The organism is Scrofimicrobium canadense (assembly GCF_009696615.1).
In the GTDB taxonomy this organism is placed as follows: domain Bacteria; phylum Actinomycetota; class Actinomycetes; order Actinomycetales; family Actinomycetaceae; genus Scrofimicrobium; species Scrofimicrobium canadense.
Genome location: NZ_VULO01000002.1, coordinates 105058 through 121636 on the forward strand (window position 1 = coordinate 105058; position 16579 = coordinate 121636).

12 protein-coding genes are annotated in these 16579 nt (G+C 54.4%); 11 read left to right on the top strand and 1 reads right to left on the bottom strand.

The features are described from left to right. The first annotated feature begins 350 nt into the window (after window positions 1–350). From ileS to FYJ24_RS02105, 11 genes are all read left to right on the top strand, one after another. Window positions 351–3566 carry an isoleucine--tRNA ligase gene (gene ileS / locus FYJ24_RS02055; RefSeq protein WP_318656457.1) on the top strand — a complete coding sequence of 1072 codons (3216 nt, stop codon included), beginning with the start codon at window positions 351–353 and terminating at the stop codon, window positions 3564–3566. Beyond that, entirely contained in the window at window positions 3563–5059 is a 1497-nt protein-coding gene (locus FYJ24_RS02060; RefSeq protein ID WP_154543113.1) for a bifunctional folylpolyglutamate synthase/dihydrofolate synthase, read from the top strand. Before ileS ends, FYJ24_RS02060 begins: the two co-directional genes overlap by 4 nt. Window positions 5060–5104: 45 nt before the next feature. Then, window positions 5105–6097: a dihydroxyacetone kinase subunit DhaK gene (dhaK, locus tag FYJ24_RS02065; protein WP_154543115.1), complete on the top strand. Its 993-nt coding sequence runs from the start codon at window positions 5105–5107 to the stop codon at window positions 6095–6097. Between the two features lie 10 nt (window positions 6098–6107). Then, a complete protein-coding gene (gene dhaL / locus FYJ24_RS02070) occupies window positions 6108–6755 on the top strand; it encodes a dihydroxyacetone kinase subunit DhaL (RefSeq protein WP_318656458.1) in 648 nt (215 codons plus the stop codon). Continuing rightward, window positions 6752–7414 (top strand): dihydroxyacetone kinase phosphoryl donor subunit DhaM, encoded by a 663-nt coding sequence (gene dhaM / locus FYJ24_RS13305; RefSeq protein ID WP_318656459.1) that lies wholly within the window; start codon window positions 6752–6754, stop codon window positions 7412–7414. The genes dhaL and dhaM overlap by 4 nt, the downstream gene beginning before the upstream one ends. Before the next feature lie 10 nt (window positions 7415–7424). Beyond that, window positions 7425–7889 (top strand): nucleoside-diphosphate kinase, encoded by a 465-nt coding sequence (gene ndk, locus FYJ24_RS02080; protein ID WP_154543117.1) that lies wholly within the window; start codon window positions 7425–7427, stop codon window positions 7887–7889. 3 nt (window positions 7890–7892) lie between these two features. Next, window positions 7893–11357, top strand: a complete 3465-nt coding sequence (smc, locus tag FYJ24_RS02085) for a chromosome segregation protein SMC (RefSeq protein WP_154543119.1) — start codon at window positions 7893–7895, stop codon at window positions 11355–11357. A 62-nt stretch (window positions 11358–11419) separates the two neighbouring features. Continuing rightward, window positions 11420–11743, top strand: a complete 324-nt coding sequence (locus tag FYJ24_RS02090; protein WP_154543121.1) for a hypothetical protein — start codon at window positions 11420–11422, stop codon at window positions 11741–11743. A gap of 60 nt (window positions 11744–11803) precedes the next feature. Next, entirely contained in the window at window positions 11804–12970 is a 1167-nt protein-coding gene (ftsY, locus tag FYJ24_RS02095) for a signal recognition particle-docking protein FtsY (RefSeq protein WP_154543123.1), read from the top strand. A 41-nt stretch (window positions 12971–13011) separates the two neighbouring features. Continuing rightward, the gene (gene ffh, locus FYJ24_RS02100; protein ID WP_318656460.1) at window positions 13012–14607 is read left to right on the top strand and encodes a signal recognition particle protein; all 1596 of its coding nucleotides are present in this window, start codon (window positions 13012–13014) and stop codon (window positions 14605–14607) included. Next, window positions 14604–15677, top strand: a complete 1074-nt coding sequence (locus tag FYJ24_RS02105; RefSeq protein ID WP_225871926.1) for an amidohydrolase family protein — start codon at window positions 14604–14606, stop codon at window positions 15675–15677. Before ffh ends, FYJ24_RS02105 begins: the two co-directional genes overlap by 4 nt. Window positions 15678–15718: 41 nt before the next feature. Here the strand turns inward: FYJ24_RS02105 and FYJ24_RS02110 are convergent, their stop codons facing one another. Next, window positions 15719–16522 (bottom strand): purine-nucleoside phosphorylase, encoded by an 804-nt coding sequence (locus tag FYJ24_RS02110; RefSeq protein ID WP_404814686.1) that lies wholly within the window; start codon window positions 16520–16522, stop codon window positions 15719–15721. Window positions 16523–16579: the final 57 nt, after the last annotated feature.

Consider the following 16579-nt stretch of genomic DNA (forward strand, 5'->3'; position numbering starts at 1 on the left):
ATAGCCAAAATAGTGGGTCACGTCGCCGCAAAAACCCTGGCAGTAAAGGTCATTCCCCCAATGAATATCAACCTTGGTTCAGTATTATGACTCTGTAATGCGCAGTAGGGGAGGAAGGAACATATTTTGATGAGGCCGCTGTCGTCCAACAATGCTAAACTTGCTGCGCAACGATCCGGCCAGGGACACCTGGGTATCACCGGGGAGCAGTCGGAAGAACGGGAGTAATCCTCACTAGAACCGACCGGGTTGGCCCGAAATAGCCGGAGAATGAGTGGCCCGATGTGGGCAAGCTGGGTGGTACCGCGGCGCAAGTCGTCCCTGCATAGTTCAAGCAGAGAGGACAACCGGTGAATCGCTTTCCCAAACACCGCGACGATGAAGAAGTGACTCCAAAGCCCGATTTTCCGCGCCTCGAAGAAGAAATTTTGGGCTATTGGAAGGCCAGGGGAACATTTGAGGACTCGATCAACCAGCGACCCGCAGGGGAGTCTGGGAGTAATGAGTTCGTGTTCTATGACGGTCCTCCTTTTGCCAACGGACTTCCCCACTATGGGCATCTGTTGACCGGATACGTCAAAGACGTAGTTGGCCGGTACCAAACGATGTTGGGGCGCCGCGTCGAACGGCGGTTTGGTTGGGACACTCACGGTTTGCCTGCTGAGCTAGAAGCTGAACGCGAACTGGGAATTGACGATAAATCTGAAATTGAAGGTCCCGGTGGTATGGGGATCGCGGCCTTCAACGAAGCGTGTCGCGCTTCAGTGCTCAAGTACACGAAAGAATGGGAAGAATACGTCACGCGCCAAGCCCGTTGGGTTGACTTTGATAATGATTACAAGACCCTTGATCCCGACTATATGGAGAGCGTACTTTGGGCCTTCAAGACTCTTTATGACAAAGGGCTTGCATACGAGGGGCATCGGGTGTTGCCGTACTGTTGGAACGACCAGACTCCTCTGTCAAACCATGAACTGAAAATGGATGATGACGTCTACCAGGATCGCACTGATCAAACGGCAACAGTGGGAGTTGCGCTACTCGATTCAGATGGTGAGCCAACGGGTGAATACGCTCTCATCTGGACAACAACCCCGTGGACGTTACCTTCTAATCTGGCAATCGCTGCCGGACCTGATATTGACTATGTGGAGGTTGTTCCCGAAAACGGTCCGCTTGCGGGCAAACGCGTATACCTTGGGCAAGCCCGGTTGGATGCGTATAGAAACGAGCTAGGTGAAGACACTCAGCCTGTGCGCCACTTCAAGGGTAGTGAGCTCATCGGACGCAGCTATCAGCCGATGTTTCCCTATTTTGCGGATAATGAAAACAGCTTCCGCATTATCCGCGGCGACTTCGTGACCACTGAGGACGGTACCGGACTGGTTCACCTTGCACCTGCCTTTGGTGAAGACGACATGCAGGTATGTCACGCTGAAGGTATCAAGCCTGTGATTCCCCTGGACGAGGGGGCGGTATTCACCAGTTTGGTGCCGGACTACGAAGGGACGCAGGTATTTGATGCGAACCGGCTTATTCTCTCGGACTTACGAGAGAGTGAAGGTCCGCTAGCACGTATTGAAGAGGGTCGCCGCGCTATCTTGGTAAAGCAAGCGTCGTATCAGCACTCATACCCGCATTGTTGGCGTTGCCGCCAGCCGCTCATCTACATGGCAGTGGGCTCATGGTTTGTAGAGGTGACAAAGTTCCGCGATCGTATGGTGGAGCTCAATCAGCAGATCAATTGGGTCCCGTCCCACATCAAAGATGGACAATTCGGTAAATGGTTAGAAGGTGCTCGCGACTGGTCTATTTCTCGTAATCGCTTTTGGGGATGCCCGATTCCCGTATGGAAGTCCGATGACCCAGCCTATCCGCGGATTGATGTATACGGTTCCATCGAAGAGCTTAAGAGAGACTTTGGTGTTGACCAGGTAGAACTTCATCGTCCGGCTGTGGATGAGTTAGTACGTCCGAATCCAGATGACCCTACCGGACAGTCAATGATGCGACGTGTGCCGGAAGTTTTGGACTGCTGGTTTGAATCCGGTTCCATGCCTTTTGCGCAAGTCCACTACCCGTTCGAGAACCGTGAGTGGTTTGAAGACCACTATCCCGGTGATTTCATTGTTGAATACATTGGTCAAACACGCGGCTGGTTCTACACCTTGCACGTGCTGGCCACTGCGCTCTTTGACAGGCCAGCTTTCCGCAATGCCGTAAGTCACGGCATTGTGCTTGGCGACGACGGACGAAAAATGTCGAAGTCTTTGCGCAACTATCCCGATGTTACTGGGGTGTTTGACACCTACGGTTCTGACGCTATGCGGTGGTTCCTTATGAGTTCACCCGTGGTGAGAGGCGGAAATCTTGCAGTGACAGAAGAGGGCATCCGCGACGCTGTACGGCAAGTATTACTGCCTTTGTGGAATACCTATTATTTCTTGGCGCTGTATGCTAACGCCGCGCACGGCGGTGAAGGAATGGCAGTCTACCGCCTCGAATCTACAGACGGCTTGCCAGAAATGGAACGCTATCTCTTGGCCCGTACCAGTGAGGTTGTCCAATCTATGCGTGCGGCATTGGACGAATACGACATTCCAGAGGCCACAGCACTCTTTCGTGACCACCTCGACGTGCTCACCAATTGGTATGTTCGCACGCGAAGAGACGCGTTCTGGGATGAAGAGCAACAGTCGTTCGATGCACTGTACACCGCGTTGGTGACTCTCATCGAAGCTGCAGCACCCTTGCTGCCTCTGGTTAGTGAAGAGATTTGGCGTGGACTCACTGGGGGTGAGTCGGTCCATCTGACGAATTTTCCAGAGCCCCCATCCAGTTGGTCAGACCCTGCGTTAGTTTCTGCTATGGACGAGGCGCGTGATATTGTTTCTGCAGCTCACGCACTTCGCAAGGCCGCCAAAGTCAGGGTTCGCCAGCCACTAGCAACACTGGTGGTTGTATCAGAGAACGCTGAGCAGCTGCGTCCTTTTGCCCAGCTCGTTGCCTCTGAGGTCAATGTGAAAAATGTACAGATTGAGGAGCCACAGAAATCTGGTTTTGCTGTCCGCCAAGAGCTTTCTCTCAATCCGCGTGCATTTGCCCCTGCGACTCGTAAAAACACCTCTAAGCTATTTGCTGCGCAAAAGGCTGGAAACTGGCAGCTGCGAGAGGATGGGACAGTCTATTTCCCAGAGCTTGACATTGTATTGAGTGGAGAGCAGATTTCGTTGTCTGCGCGGGTAGATGCTCAGGGAGATGAGGTTGCTCAAGTCCTAGAGTCAGGAGCTTTTGTTGTCCTCGATACGGCAATCGATGAAGCTTTGGAGGCTGAGGGGTACGCGCGCGACGTAGTGCGAGCAGTCCAGGATGCACGTAAAGTAGCTGACTTGCATATTGCAGACCGAATCCGACTCACGCTTGCGGTACCAGCAGACCGGCTGGAGGCGACCCAGACTCACCAGGAAATGATCGCTTCCGAAACACTTTCACGTGAAGTGAATATCAGCGTGGGAGATGAACTATCAGTGACTGTGGAAAAAATCGATGTGGAGAAGACTGAATGACCGAACCTAAGGGGATTGACCCCGAACTGATTCCTTATCTTCTTGGTGAAGACCAAGCCAAACTGGAGGAAGAGGAATCACAACTGGACGCAGTCGAAGTTGCTGAGTTGCTTGGCGGCACCGATAACGACCGCGATCCAGTCGACCCGGTTGACGAGGTGGCGGTTCGCGCCCGTGTACGCGAACTAGCAACCACGCTCTTCGCGCGAGCACCCGAACACGATTTCGATCCCAGTTTGGCGCGTATCGAGGGACTACTCGACATTCTGGGTAGCCCGCAAGATGCCTATCCGATCATCCATATTGCAGGAACAAACGGGAAAACATCGACGGCACGGATAGCAGATGCTTTGCTTGGCGCCTTCGATCTCAAAGTGGGACGCTTTACCAGTCCGCATTTGCGAGACATCCGAGAGCGCATCACAGTGGAGGGCGAGCCTCTCTCACCCCAACAGTTTGTTGACGCGTGGGACGATATTGCACCATATGTCGCGATGATGGATGAGAAGGGTTCTCCTAAACTGTCCTTTTTTGAGGTTCTTACCGCTATGGCCTATGCGGCTTTTGCAGATTATCCCGTAGATGTAGCGGTTATCGAGACTGGTATGGGTGGAGTATGGGACGCCACCAATGTGGCGAACGCGGGGGTTGCAGTACTCACCCATATCGACCGTGACCATCAGCAGTGGCTGGGCGATACGTTAGAAGAGATTGCCACTGAAAAGGTTGGCATTATCAAAGAAAAAACTATTGTTGTCGCTGAGAAACAAACTGACGAGGTCGAGGCAATTATCCGTGACCGATGCTCTCAGACGGACTCGGTGTTGTGGATGGAAGGCGTTGATTGGGAGGTTGTGGATCGCCAACCGGGCGTGGGTGGCCAGATGATTACATTGCGCACACCGGCGGGGGTATATGAGGACCTATTTGTTCCACTCCTAGGCAAACATCAGGCCAGTAACGCCGGGGCTGCTCTCGTGGCAGTGGAAGCCATTTTGGGAGGGAAAGCGCTTAAAGCCGATGTTGTCGACGCAGGAATGCAAGGGGTACGTTCCCCGGGGCGCCTCGAAGTTTTGAGGGGTTCCCCTGCCATTGTCGTCGACTCGGCACACAATCCCGATGGGGCAGCTGCGTTGGGACCAGCACTTGTGGAATCCTTTGCCTTTGATTACACGGTGGGCGTCTACTCTGCAATGCGAGATAAGAATATTGAGGCCACCTTGGCGGAGATGGAACCATTCTTGGACGCGATTGTGGTAGTCCCCATGGATGGTCCGCGGGCCGCAGAACTGAGCGATTTAGAAGAAATTGCTGCCGATGTCTTCGATGAGGCTTATGCTGAAGAAGGACTGGTTGCGGGAATCGACCGGGCCGCGGCGTTAGTTGATCGAACTAACGACCCTCAAGCGAATAAAGGCATTGTCATCTTTGGCTCAGTGGTTTTGGCAGGAGAAGCTACCGCTCTCTTGCGTCCCGATCAGCGCCTTGGATGATCCGATGCGAAAATCATAATTGGGTGACAAGGCAGGGAGGCCACGATGAAAAAGCTAATCAACGATCCACAGCAGGTAGTAACGGAAACTCTGGAGGGTTTCGCTCTCGCGTATCCAGATTTGGTTGAAGTACATTTCGATCCGGATTGGGTTGAACGAAAAGTCTCGAAAGACGCCGGAAAAGTAGGGTTGGTTTCCGGAGGAGGCTCTGGTCACGAACCATTGCACGCAGGCTATGTTGGGGTCGGGATGCTCGATGCTGCTGTCCCGGGTCCAGTATTCACTTCGCCAACACCGGACCCGATCGTGGAGGCTACACGGGCAGCCGACAAAGGCGCGGGGGTTGTGCATATTGTGAAGAACTACACCGGAGACGTGCTCAACTTTGAGACAGCAGCAGAACTGGCAGAAATGGATGATATCAGCGTTGAAACCGTTCTGGTGGACGACGACTGTGCAGTTGAAAACTCCACGTGGACCGCGGGTAGGCGCGGGGTTGCAGGTACGGTTCTTGTTGAAAAAATCGCCGGTGCCGCAGCCGAGCGGGGTGATGACTTGGCGACTGTCGCGGCGATAGGACGCAGAGTCAATGAGAATATGCGCTCTATGGGTCTTGCACTGGGACCGTGTACGGTTCCACACGCAGGTAAGCCTTCATTCGACCTCGCTGAAGACGAGATAGAACTGGGAATAGGTATCCACGGCGAACCGGGATACCGCCGCGGACATATGGAACCAGCCGACTCACTGACGGAGGAGCTCTATCATCGAGTTCGTGACGACCTTGGGTTGGTGAAAGGCGACCGTGTAATTGCACTAGTAAATGGAATGGGGGGGACTCCTGAGTCGGAACTTTTTATTGTTTTCCGCAAACTCGCCGCGCTGCTAGAACAGGATGGGGTCGAGAGGGCTCGATCCCTGGTAGGTAATTATGTGACCAGCTTGGAGATGCCGGGTGTTTCCATTACCCTGTTGCGCTTGGACTCGGAGATGGAAGAACTTTTTGACGCGCCGGCATACACACCGGCATGGAAGTGAAGGCTAGATAGTGATCAATAGTGCGCAATGGGCCAGACTCTGGATTACCCAAGCAGCTGAGTCAGTGGCAGAAAACCGCGAACACCTGATAGACCTCGATCGGCAAATCGGAGACGGCGATCATGGTGAAAATCTGGATCGAGGTTTTGCCGCGGCTGTACGGGGTGACGCATTAGAGAATGCAGGTAATGGTGCAGACGTGCTCAAGCATGTTGCTAAAACCTTAATGTCGACTGTGGGTGGAGCTGCTGGGCCACTGTACGGGACGGCTTTTTTGCGAGGAGCGCAACAGCTAGTCGAAGATCAACTCACGGCTGCGCAGGTGGCGGCGCTTCTTGAAGCAGCCGTGGGTGGGGTCCAGGCGCGAGGCAAAGCAACGCTCGGAGAAAAGACGATGGTCGATGCGCTTCTACCAGCGGCAGAAGCGGCTCGCAAAATCGCAGATGCTAATGGTAGCGCTCAAGAAGCTTTGCGGGCAGCTGCAGAGTCGGCCCGGTCCGGCGCCAATGCGACCGGACCAATGCAAGCCACCAAAGGACGAGCCTCGTACCTAGGTGAGCGAAGTAAAGGACATCTTGATCCGGGGGCGGTGTCCTCGGCCCTTCTCATCGAAGCTGCTGCTTCTGCGGCGGATCAACTGGAAGGTGACCTGTCGTGACTGCGGCGATCGGGTTCGTCATTGTCTCTCATTCGAAGACACTTGCTCAAGGCGTTGCCGAACTTGCGGGACAGATGGCTCCCGACGTACGTATCGCCGTGGCCGGTGGTCGGGAGGATGAAGGACTAGGGACCTCATTTGATCTTATCGATCAGCGTTTGACTGATGTTTTGAGCCAATGTGAGGGTGCAGTAGTGCTGACCGACATCGGATCAGCGACCCTCACTGCGGAGTCTGTTATTGAGTTCCGTGATGACCAAGATCGCATAGCCCTTGCTGACGCCCCCTTAGTTGAGGGAGCAGTGGCTGCCGCGGTAGCCGCACAGCAGGGCGGTGATTTGAAAGCAGTTGCCCAAGCAGCTCACGGTGCCGCTCATGTGTGGAACGGGCATTCTCAGGAAACCGTGACCGAAGGACGCAGTGTAATAATCGCTGATAAGAGCGGTTTACATGCTCGACCTGCTGCGGCACTGGCACGTCTTGCGGCATCCTTTGAAGCAGATATTATGGTGGACGGAGTAGACGCGAAGTCGATCATAGGACTAATGTCACTAGGTAGGCGCCAAGGAGACACTGTGGTTATAAGCGCCACAGGTCCCGACGCTGAGAAAGCAATAACAGAGATTGGTGACGCGATTGTCGCTGGTTTTGAAGACTGAGAGGATACTCATGCCCACACCAGACCTTTTGGATCCCAAAAAAGAGCACACCCTAGTTTTGGTGAAACCAGATGGTTTCAGGCGTGGTCTGACCGGCGAGATACTGCGCCGAATTGAGTCTAAGGGCTATGTTCTCAAGGGTTTGAAAATCAAACAGGCTGACCGTGCTCTTTTGGAAGAGCACTATGCTGAGCATCGGGAACGTCCCTTTTTCCAAGGCCTGATCGAATACATGAGTGCTTCACCGCTGGTCGCGATCGTCGTCGAGGGTGACAGAGTTATTGAAGGTGTGCGTTCTCTTATGGGCACAACAAACCCCACCTTGGCGGCACCGGGCACTATTCGCGGAGATTTGGGACGTGACTGGGGAACCGGTCAGGTGGAGAACCTAGTTCATGGATCTGACTCGACCACCTCGGCCATTCGCGAGATCGCGCTATGGTTCCCGGAACTGGAGTACCACGCTGAGGACTAACTCATGTATCTGAAGTCACTCAGCTTGCGTGGCTTCAAGTCTTTTGCCAAACCCACCACTTTTCGGTTCGAGCCGGGGATCACCTGCGTGGTTGGTCCCAACGGCTCGGGTAAATCCAATGTTGTGGATGCACTCTCATGGGTGATGGGTGAGCAAGGTGCAAAAAACTTGCGGGGCGGCGCGATGGCAGATGTCATATTTGCCGGTTCGTCGGGGAGGGCAGGCCTTGGCCGGGCATTCGTGGAACTGACCATCGACAACTCCGATGGGCTACTTCCCATTGATTATGCTGAAGTGACTATTTCGCGCACCCTATTTCGTGGAGGTGGCTCCGAATACGCAATCAACGGTGCGGATGCGCGACTGCTTGACGTCCAGGAATTGCTGTCCGATACGGGCATGGGCAAACAAATGCACGTTATCGTGGGACAGGGCAGACTTGATGCTGTTTTACGCGCAACTCCCGAAGAACGACGGGCATTTATTGACGAGGCAGCTGGTGTTCTCAAACATCGTCGCCGCAAAGAACGAGCCCTGCGCAAGCTGGAAAATATGGACCAAAACTTGGTGCGGGTTTTGGACCTCACAGAAGAAATCAAGCGGCAACTCAAACCTCTAGCACGGCAGGCAAAAGCAGCGAGAGTTGCTGAAGACGTATTGTCAGAAATCGATGAAACATCACGGAGACTTGTCGCAGAAGACCTCGTGCGCGCTCGCGAACGTCATGAGCGCGATACTGCCTTAGCCCAGCAGGCGCGCGACCGTGTGGAAGGTTCTTCGTCCGAGTCTCACAGCCTCGAACTGCGACTGCGTGAGCTTGAAGGCAAACTTGAAAATGTAGATCAGTACGTTCGCGGCTACACAGAAATGACACACCAGTTCGACTCTGTGAGGGAAAGACTAGCTTCTCTCGTGGGGATCGCTATGGAACGCATTTCTTCCCACACCGGACGCGAGGTAGTCTCAGAAGCTCAGATTGATCTTGCACGTCAGAATGTGCAAGGGGCACGTAAAGAAGCTCAGGATTTGGCGGCGGACGCGCAAGCGAAAACCGAATCTCTATCGCGCACCCGTGAACAGAGAAAGAATGCCGAAGAAGCAGAACGGGAGGCACGTAAGAACCTGCACTATGCTGAAGAGGCTCTGAGCCGTCGTCAGACGGAGTCCTCTCGTTTGTTGCAGGCAGTGGCACGAACCCAATCGCGATACGAGGAGGCACAAGCAGCCCTGGAGCGAGCCGAAAATGAGCGGCTGCAGGCAGCTAAAGACCTGGCGTCTTTGCCGTTACCCGCTCAACCAGATGAATCTGAAGATACCTCAGAGGTTCTTAGCGCTCACCATACGCGTATGGCTCTGGAAGAATCTGAAGCGCGAAAGGCACTAGAAGAGGCTCACAAGGAAGAAAGTACGATTCAGGCGGCCCTGGCGAAGTGGCAAGGGCAGCGGCAAGCATTAGAACCTAAAAAGCCTGAGTTCAAAGAGCTTGATGATGGTCGGTGGGCTCCTCAAGGACAACTGGTAGATAGGTTAACTGTTGCTGTTGGGTGGGAAAAAGCAATCTCAGCTTTACTTGGAACCTTTGATGAAGCCGTAATAGTAGGGGAAAATGACTCCGTCGCGTCTGGTCTGCGGTGGGCAAGTGAAACGGGAATAGGTCTGCGTGCCGTCGTTTCTGGAAACGCAGATACCCCAGTGGAGGGGAATGCGTGGGAAGCAGTGGAAAGCACAAGGGGACTTGATGGTGCCATAGCAGAACTATTGGACGGAGCGTGGTTAGCCGAGGACCTGGACGAGGCACAAGCCCTTCTCCAAAGGCCTGGTGTTCGTAAGGTGGCCACGCGTGATGGAGTAGTCTTGGGACGCCGAACGATCGCCGGTGGCAGCACAGATATGCAAGCTGCATTGGTGGTTCGCGCAGAATGGAAGAATGCTCGTGCCGAGGAAGAACGGTGTGAGAAGGCGTTGAGATTAGCGCAAGAACGTGTTGTGCGCGCCAAGAATCACCTTCAACAAGCCAGCGCCTCAACAGCTGAAGCAATGTCCAAATTGCGAGAGTTTGATGCGCGATCAGCGCGGCTTGCGAAGGAACGAGCTGAGGAAGCTGCACGGCGTGCGGCTGCAGTGGCAAGAGAAGAGCGGGCGGCACAGGAAGTACTTCGTAGAACTACGGCAGTTGAAGAGAGTGCACAAGCTGCCAGGGAAGCCGCTCAGGCCGCGGAAGCGATCCCGGAGGTCAATGCGGAGTCTTTCCTCAAGGAACCCAGGCAAGCTCTTGACCAGGCCACCCAGAGATTACGCGTGGTACGAGAAACAGAGATGAAAGCTGAGGTTGCCGCGCGTGAAGCACGTGATAAAGCCCAAGCAGCAGCTCGTGCACTGCAGGTGATGACTGATCGTGTGCGGATGCTAGAAGACGATAGGCGCCGGGGCTTGGAAGAAGCTACCGCACAGGAAAGAAGAAAATCGCACCTTCTTGATGTTCATAAACGTGCTGACGCGGGACGCAACGAAGCAGCCAAACATTACGCAACTGCGCTCGCATTGAGAGAAAAATATGAGGCGCAAGCCAGCGAACTCAAAGAAGAGATAGTACGGGTTCGCACAGACCTAGAGAAACACCGTAGCAGCCAATCCCACGCAGATGAGATTCGTAGGCAGGCGGAGGTCGCTCTGGCTCAATCGGCCTTGATGATGGACGAGGCCACTAAACGAGCTGAAGAACTAAGTGACGACATAGAAGCGCTCATTGCCAGCCATGGTCCCCACATTCCTGTGATCGACAGTGAGGGGAACGCAGTCCCGTATTCGCGCGCGGATATTCAAGAGAGGCTCGAGCAAGCTCGGACTCGCCTGGCCCGCCTGGGGGTCGTCAATCCACTTGCCGTGGAGGAGCACAAGGCGCTGTCGGAGCGCCTCCAGTTTCTAGAGGACCAAGTAGCAGATCTTCAGAAGTCGAAACGGGATCTCCTTGCAATCATCCGTGATGTCGACACTCAGATTCGGGTCGCCTTTGAAGAGGCATTTGCTCAAACGGCAGACGAATTCGACACAGTATTTGCTGGACTTTTCCCCGGGGGGAAGGGCCGTTTGAGCCTCACCGATCCAGACGATCCCCTGCATACAGGGGTAGAGATTTATGCTCGTCCTGCCGGAAAGAAAGTTACGCGCTTATCGCTTCTATCCGGTGGTGAACGCTCGCTCGCTGCCTTGGCATACCTGATCGCCATTTTTAAAGCGCGCCCTTCTCCCTTTTACGTGATGGACGAAGTTGAGGCAGCGCTAGATGATATTAATCTCTCCCGCGTCCTGACGGCATTTTCAGATTTGCAGAAGACCAGTCAGCTCATTTTAATTACTCACCAGAAACGCACCATGGAGATTGCTGATGCCCTCTACGGCGTTAGTATGCGTGACGGCGTTTCGCAAGTAATATCACATCGATTATCACAGGAACGTTACAAGTCGTAACAGTTTTATAAATATCGTCATGTCGGCGGGAACTTCTTTGGAGAAAGTTGGACCATGGACACATGGCAATGTTGAGTTTGGGGATCGCGGTGTTTTTCATCCTTGCTGTGGGGATTGGTGTAATCGTAACGTTGGCGCTACAGCAGTATTCTGTAGATCAGTGGGAAGACCGAATTAAAGATACTGTGCGGGCGATGAAAACGCCTCGCCAGGAATTAACTCCTGTTAAAGAAGTAGAAACAAAAAAGGTGTCATTAGGGGATCTGTTGCAGGAGATGCCCGACGTCGAAGACAAGGTACCGGTTGTCGAAAAGCGTGAGAGAGTTTCTGCAATCACGCGTTTCCCACAGTTCCACTCTGTTGAGGGATATCAAGCTCGCAACTGAAATCTGGATTAGTAGTCTGCCAGTTGGCAGAGCGCGCCTGCGCTGTGGGAATATGGACTCATGCCTGATTTGACTCATCCGTTAGTGATCGCAGCAATCATCCTTGCGGTACTATGCGTTGTCGGTGTGGTGTGGTGGGCAATTGCCCGGCGCTCTCACCCCCACGGCGTAGAAGACGCACAAACTACGCCTGAACCCCCTTCGGTGATTCCAGACGCTGTTGCGGAAGACGAGGTTCACGCAGTTGACCAGCCTCTTCAAGACATTATTGAGTCTCCCAGTGTAGAAGAGCCACCGGTTGAGATACCGGAGGCCCCCATGACCCGCATGCAGCGGCTGCGTGGGCGCTTGGCTCGATCTGGATCCCTGGGGAAAGCTGTTTTGGCGGTTTTGTCGCGAGGGAATCTCAGCGAAGCTGACTGGGAGGAAATCGAAGACACTCTCTTGAGTGCAGACGTAGGGTTAGCTGCAACAGACGAGATCATGGAGCGCCTTCGCACAGAAGTGAAAGTGCGGGGCGATGTATCTCCAGTGGAAGCACAACAGATCCTCAAGCAAGAGCTTCTTGCCGCGGTCGGTACCGATATGGATCGTTCGCTTCACTTGGATAAGGCTGAGGGGCCAGCTGCGATTCTTGTTGTCGGGGTCAATGGCACGGGAAAGACCACGACTGTCGGCAAATTGGCGCGTGTTTTGCGTGCGCAAGATAAAACCGTACTTTTGGGAGCGGCAGATACGTTTAGGGCCGCGGCGACCGAACAGCTTGCCACGTGGGGGCAACGCGTTGGGGTGGACGTAGTCAGTTCCGAGCGTGAAGGAGGTGACCCTGCATCCGTCGCGTTTGACGCTGTCAAGGAAGCCAAAGAACGTGGCATCGATGTTGTCCTGGTGGACACGGCGGGACGTCTGCAAACCAAGGCAACCCTCATGGACGAGCTAGGCAAGGTGAAACGGGTCATGGAAAAACAGGGACCCGTCGATGAAGTACTGCTGGTTTTGGACGCCACCACCGGACAAAACGGTATGCGTCAAGCCGAGGTTTTCGGCCAGGTTGTTGGCCTGACCGGTATTGTGCTGACTAAACTTGATGGATCCGCAAAAGGCGGTATTGTCATATCGGTTCAAAAGGAATTGGGAGTTCCAGTGAAATTCGTGGGCTTAGGGGAGGGCCCCGATGATTTGGCCCCCTTTGATCCGGAAAGTTTCGTCGACGCTATCGTCGGGTAACATTTACGTGACAAACATTTGAGACTAGGCGGGTATTTAGAGTGTTCAACAATCTCTCCGATCGGCTACGAGACTCCTTCAAGCGACTGCGCTCTAAGGGCGTCCTATCTGAAGCTGATGTTGACGCGACAGTTGGGGAGATTCGCCGCGCCCTCATCGACGCTGACGTTGCTCTCCCTGTTGTACGTGACTTCACCAAGGCGGTCCGTGAGAAGGCGTACGGTGCAGCGCGTTCCCAGGCTTTGAATCCGGGACAGCAAGTTGTACGGGTTGTCCATGAACAACTGGTTGAGGTCCTTGGCGGTGAAAGCCGCGAACTGGTGTTTGCCCAGCGCGGTCCAACAGTCTTTATGCTGGCAGGTTTGCAGGGTGCTGGTAAAACCACGTTGGCTGGAAAACTGGGCAAGTGGCTGCGTGAAAGCGGTAAAACGGTCCTGCTAGTAGCGTCTGATTTACAGCGTCCTAATGCGGTCAACCAGCTACAAGTTGTGGGTCAGCGCGCCGGTGTTGAGGTGTGGGCTCCAGAACCTGGTAACGGTGTGGGTGATCCAGTGCAGGTAGCGCGGTCAGGACTGGCCCATGCGCTGGAAAACGGCATTGACGTTGTCATTGTTGATACTGCGGGACGCCTGGGCGTTGACGAAGAAATGATGCAGCAGGCTCGTGATATTCGCGATGCCGTTAACCCTCATGAGATCATGTTCGTCCTCGACGCGATGATCGGTCAAGACGCGGTGCAGACCGCTACCGCATTCCGCGATGGTGTGGGCTTCACCGGTGTCGTCATGTCGAAACTTGATGGTGACGCGCGTGGTGGGGCCTCTCTATCTGTGCGAGGCGTTACGGGAGCGCCCATTCTTTTCGCTTCTACCGGTGAGGGATTAGACGATTTTGAGCGGTTCCATGCAGACCGCATGGCCGGACGCATCCTCGACATGGGTGACATTCTCACTCTTATTGAAGAAGCAGAACGCAAGTTCGACCAAGACGAAGCCGAACGCATGGCTGCGAAAGCCGCCAGTGGAGACCTCACACTGACAGATTTCCTCTCGCAGCTTCAGCAAATGCGCAAACTTGGTTCCATGAAGAAGATCCTGGGGATGCTTCCAGGCATGGGAGAAATGCGCGAACAACTAGAAAACTTCGATGAGCGTGAGGTCAACCGGGTTGAGGCCATCGTCCGTTCTATGACTCCCGCGGAACGCGACGACATCGGCATACTCAACGGTTCACGCCGTGCTCGCATTGCAGCAGGCTCTGGAACCACAGTCACTGAAGTCAATCAACTAGTTAAACGCTTTGAAGCCGCCCGCAAGATGATGAAACACATGGGCAAGGGGGGCATGCCTGACCTTTCTGGTGGAATCCCTCAGATGGGTGGTGCTGGAAAGAAAACTCAGCGGCGCGAACAGATGCGGGCCCAAGCCGCTAAGAAAAAGAAAGTACAAAAGAAGGCGCGTTCGGGTAATCCAGCTAAGAGGCGTCAACAAGAACTCGAAGCGATGCTCCCGAAGGATCATCGCGGGGGCGCTGTGGCTCCGAAGGGTGCTGCCTTTGGACTTCCTGTCGAACCTGAAGAGGCTCGCCCCACCTTTGATCAGCTTCCAGAAGACTTGCAGCGTTTGATGGGTCGATGATGGAGCCCATCACCGGGTGGGTTCTGTGGAGAGATACCCCTAAGAGTCCGGCCTCTTTCCGGTGGGGGACTCTCAGTAGTGGGTTATCTTTCCATGAGGAAAAGACCCCCGGTGCTGGTCCGTGGATCACTCCTGGTCTAGTGGATGTCCATGCTCACCTGGGTATAGGAGAGACCGGTCCTGCCGGCCAGGAAGATGCTCTGCGCGCGGCACAGACAAATTGGAACAGCGGTGTAACGGCTATTCGAGAGCCGGGATCACCCACACCCCCCGTAGACGCTTCACCTCTGACGGTAATTCGGGCTGGACGTCATATTGCCAGGCCAAAACGCTATCTTCGTGGGCTTGCCATTGAATTGGAAAACCCAAATGATTTACCAAAGGTCGTGGCCCAGCAGACCCAGACTTCCGATGGTTGGGTGAAACTGGTGGGGGACTGGATTGACCGTTCTAACGGCGCTGATTCTGATCTTGATCCGTTGTGGGACACACATATCCTGGTTGATGCGGTTGCGGCAGCACACGACAACGGTGCCCGTGTCGCAGTGCACGCATTCTCTAGGCCAGCTATAGACAGTCTTTTAGAAGCGAGAGTTGACACGATTGAACACGGGTCAGGTATGACCTTTGACCATGCTGTCGAGGCGGCTCGTCTTGGTATCGCCGTAACCCCAACTCTTGGACAAGTGGAGTTGTTCCCCTCCTTCGCCGGAGATGCTAAGAAAAAGTACCCTCGTTACGCCCACACCATGACGGAGCTGTTCGATCACCGGTACCAGTGGTTTGATGATCTGCGCAGTGCAGGAGTGCAACTATTACCTGGAACCGATGCGGGGGGCTACCAGCCGCACGGAGAGATTCAAACTGAGCTGCAACGCTGGGTTGATTACGGCATGACAGAAACAGAAGTCGTGGACCTAGCTACCTGGCGTGCCCGGGATTTTCTAGGACTTCCTTCTCTCCATCCGGAAGGGCCCGAAGAGTTCGTTATTTTTGAAGAGCGCCCCGCGCTCACCAAACCCGTCAGTGTCGTCGGTGGAGCAGACCTGCTCCAATGCCGTCGTGCATAGGGAGGCTCGATGCGTACATCGAATAGGAGATGGCGGAAAGCCTAGAGCGCAGACAGAACTTCGTCGATCCCGCGCAGAACTGTCTCTTGTGCTCCAGTTGCGGCTGCAATCACGGCTGAAGGATCCGTAGGAGCAGCAGAAAACGACAGATCAGAGACGACCGACATGCCACACACTCTCACACCAAGAGCATGCAACATCAGGGCTTCCATCACGGTAGACATGCCCACGCAATCCACACCAGAATTCGCAAGAATCTGAGTTTCGAGGCGAGTCTGATATTCCGGTCCCCGCATAAGGCCATAGCTGCCGCGTCGCTGGCAAGCACCTGCCAGGATGTCTGTCAGATGAGGATCCCAACACGCGGTCGTATCAAGAAAAATCGTGCCATCAAAAGGGGAGATGCCAGTGAAGTTAGCGTGATCGTCAATTGCCATCACGTCCCCCAGATGCCAATCGCGTAAACACCCATTTGCATTACACAAGATGGCTGCACGCACCCCAGCACACGCCGCAGCACGCTCAAGGGCGGTAACCGGCTCAGTCCCCAGTCCCTCGTACAAATGGGTTCGACCCAAAGCCACGGCAATGGTCTTGTCTTTGCGGTAGATGGACAGCTCATTGAGATGTCCATCCGCGCAGGGAGCAATAACTCCAGGAATACTATCGAGTCGAATCTTAGCGTCAGGGGCGGCCCACATTTCACTTTGCTCCAACGTATCAGCCAAACCAGAACCTAACACCACCAGGACATCAATCGGCCCACCGGCAACGCTGCGCAGGTATTCACCTGCTTGCCTATCACGCGCAGACAAGAGGAAATCGGGAAAAGACTCTGGTGTCACGGGGAACCCCTACTTCTTGTCAAGGTCGTCGTATAGGAATCATGGTACCGCCCCTGT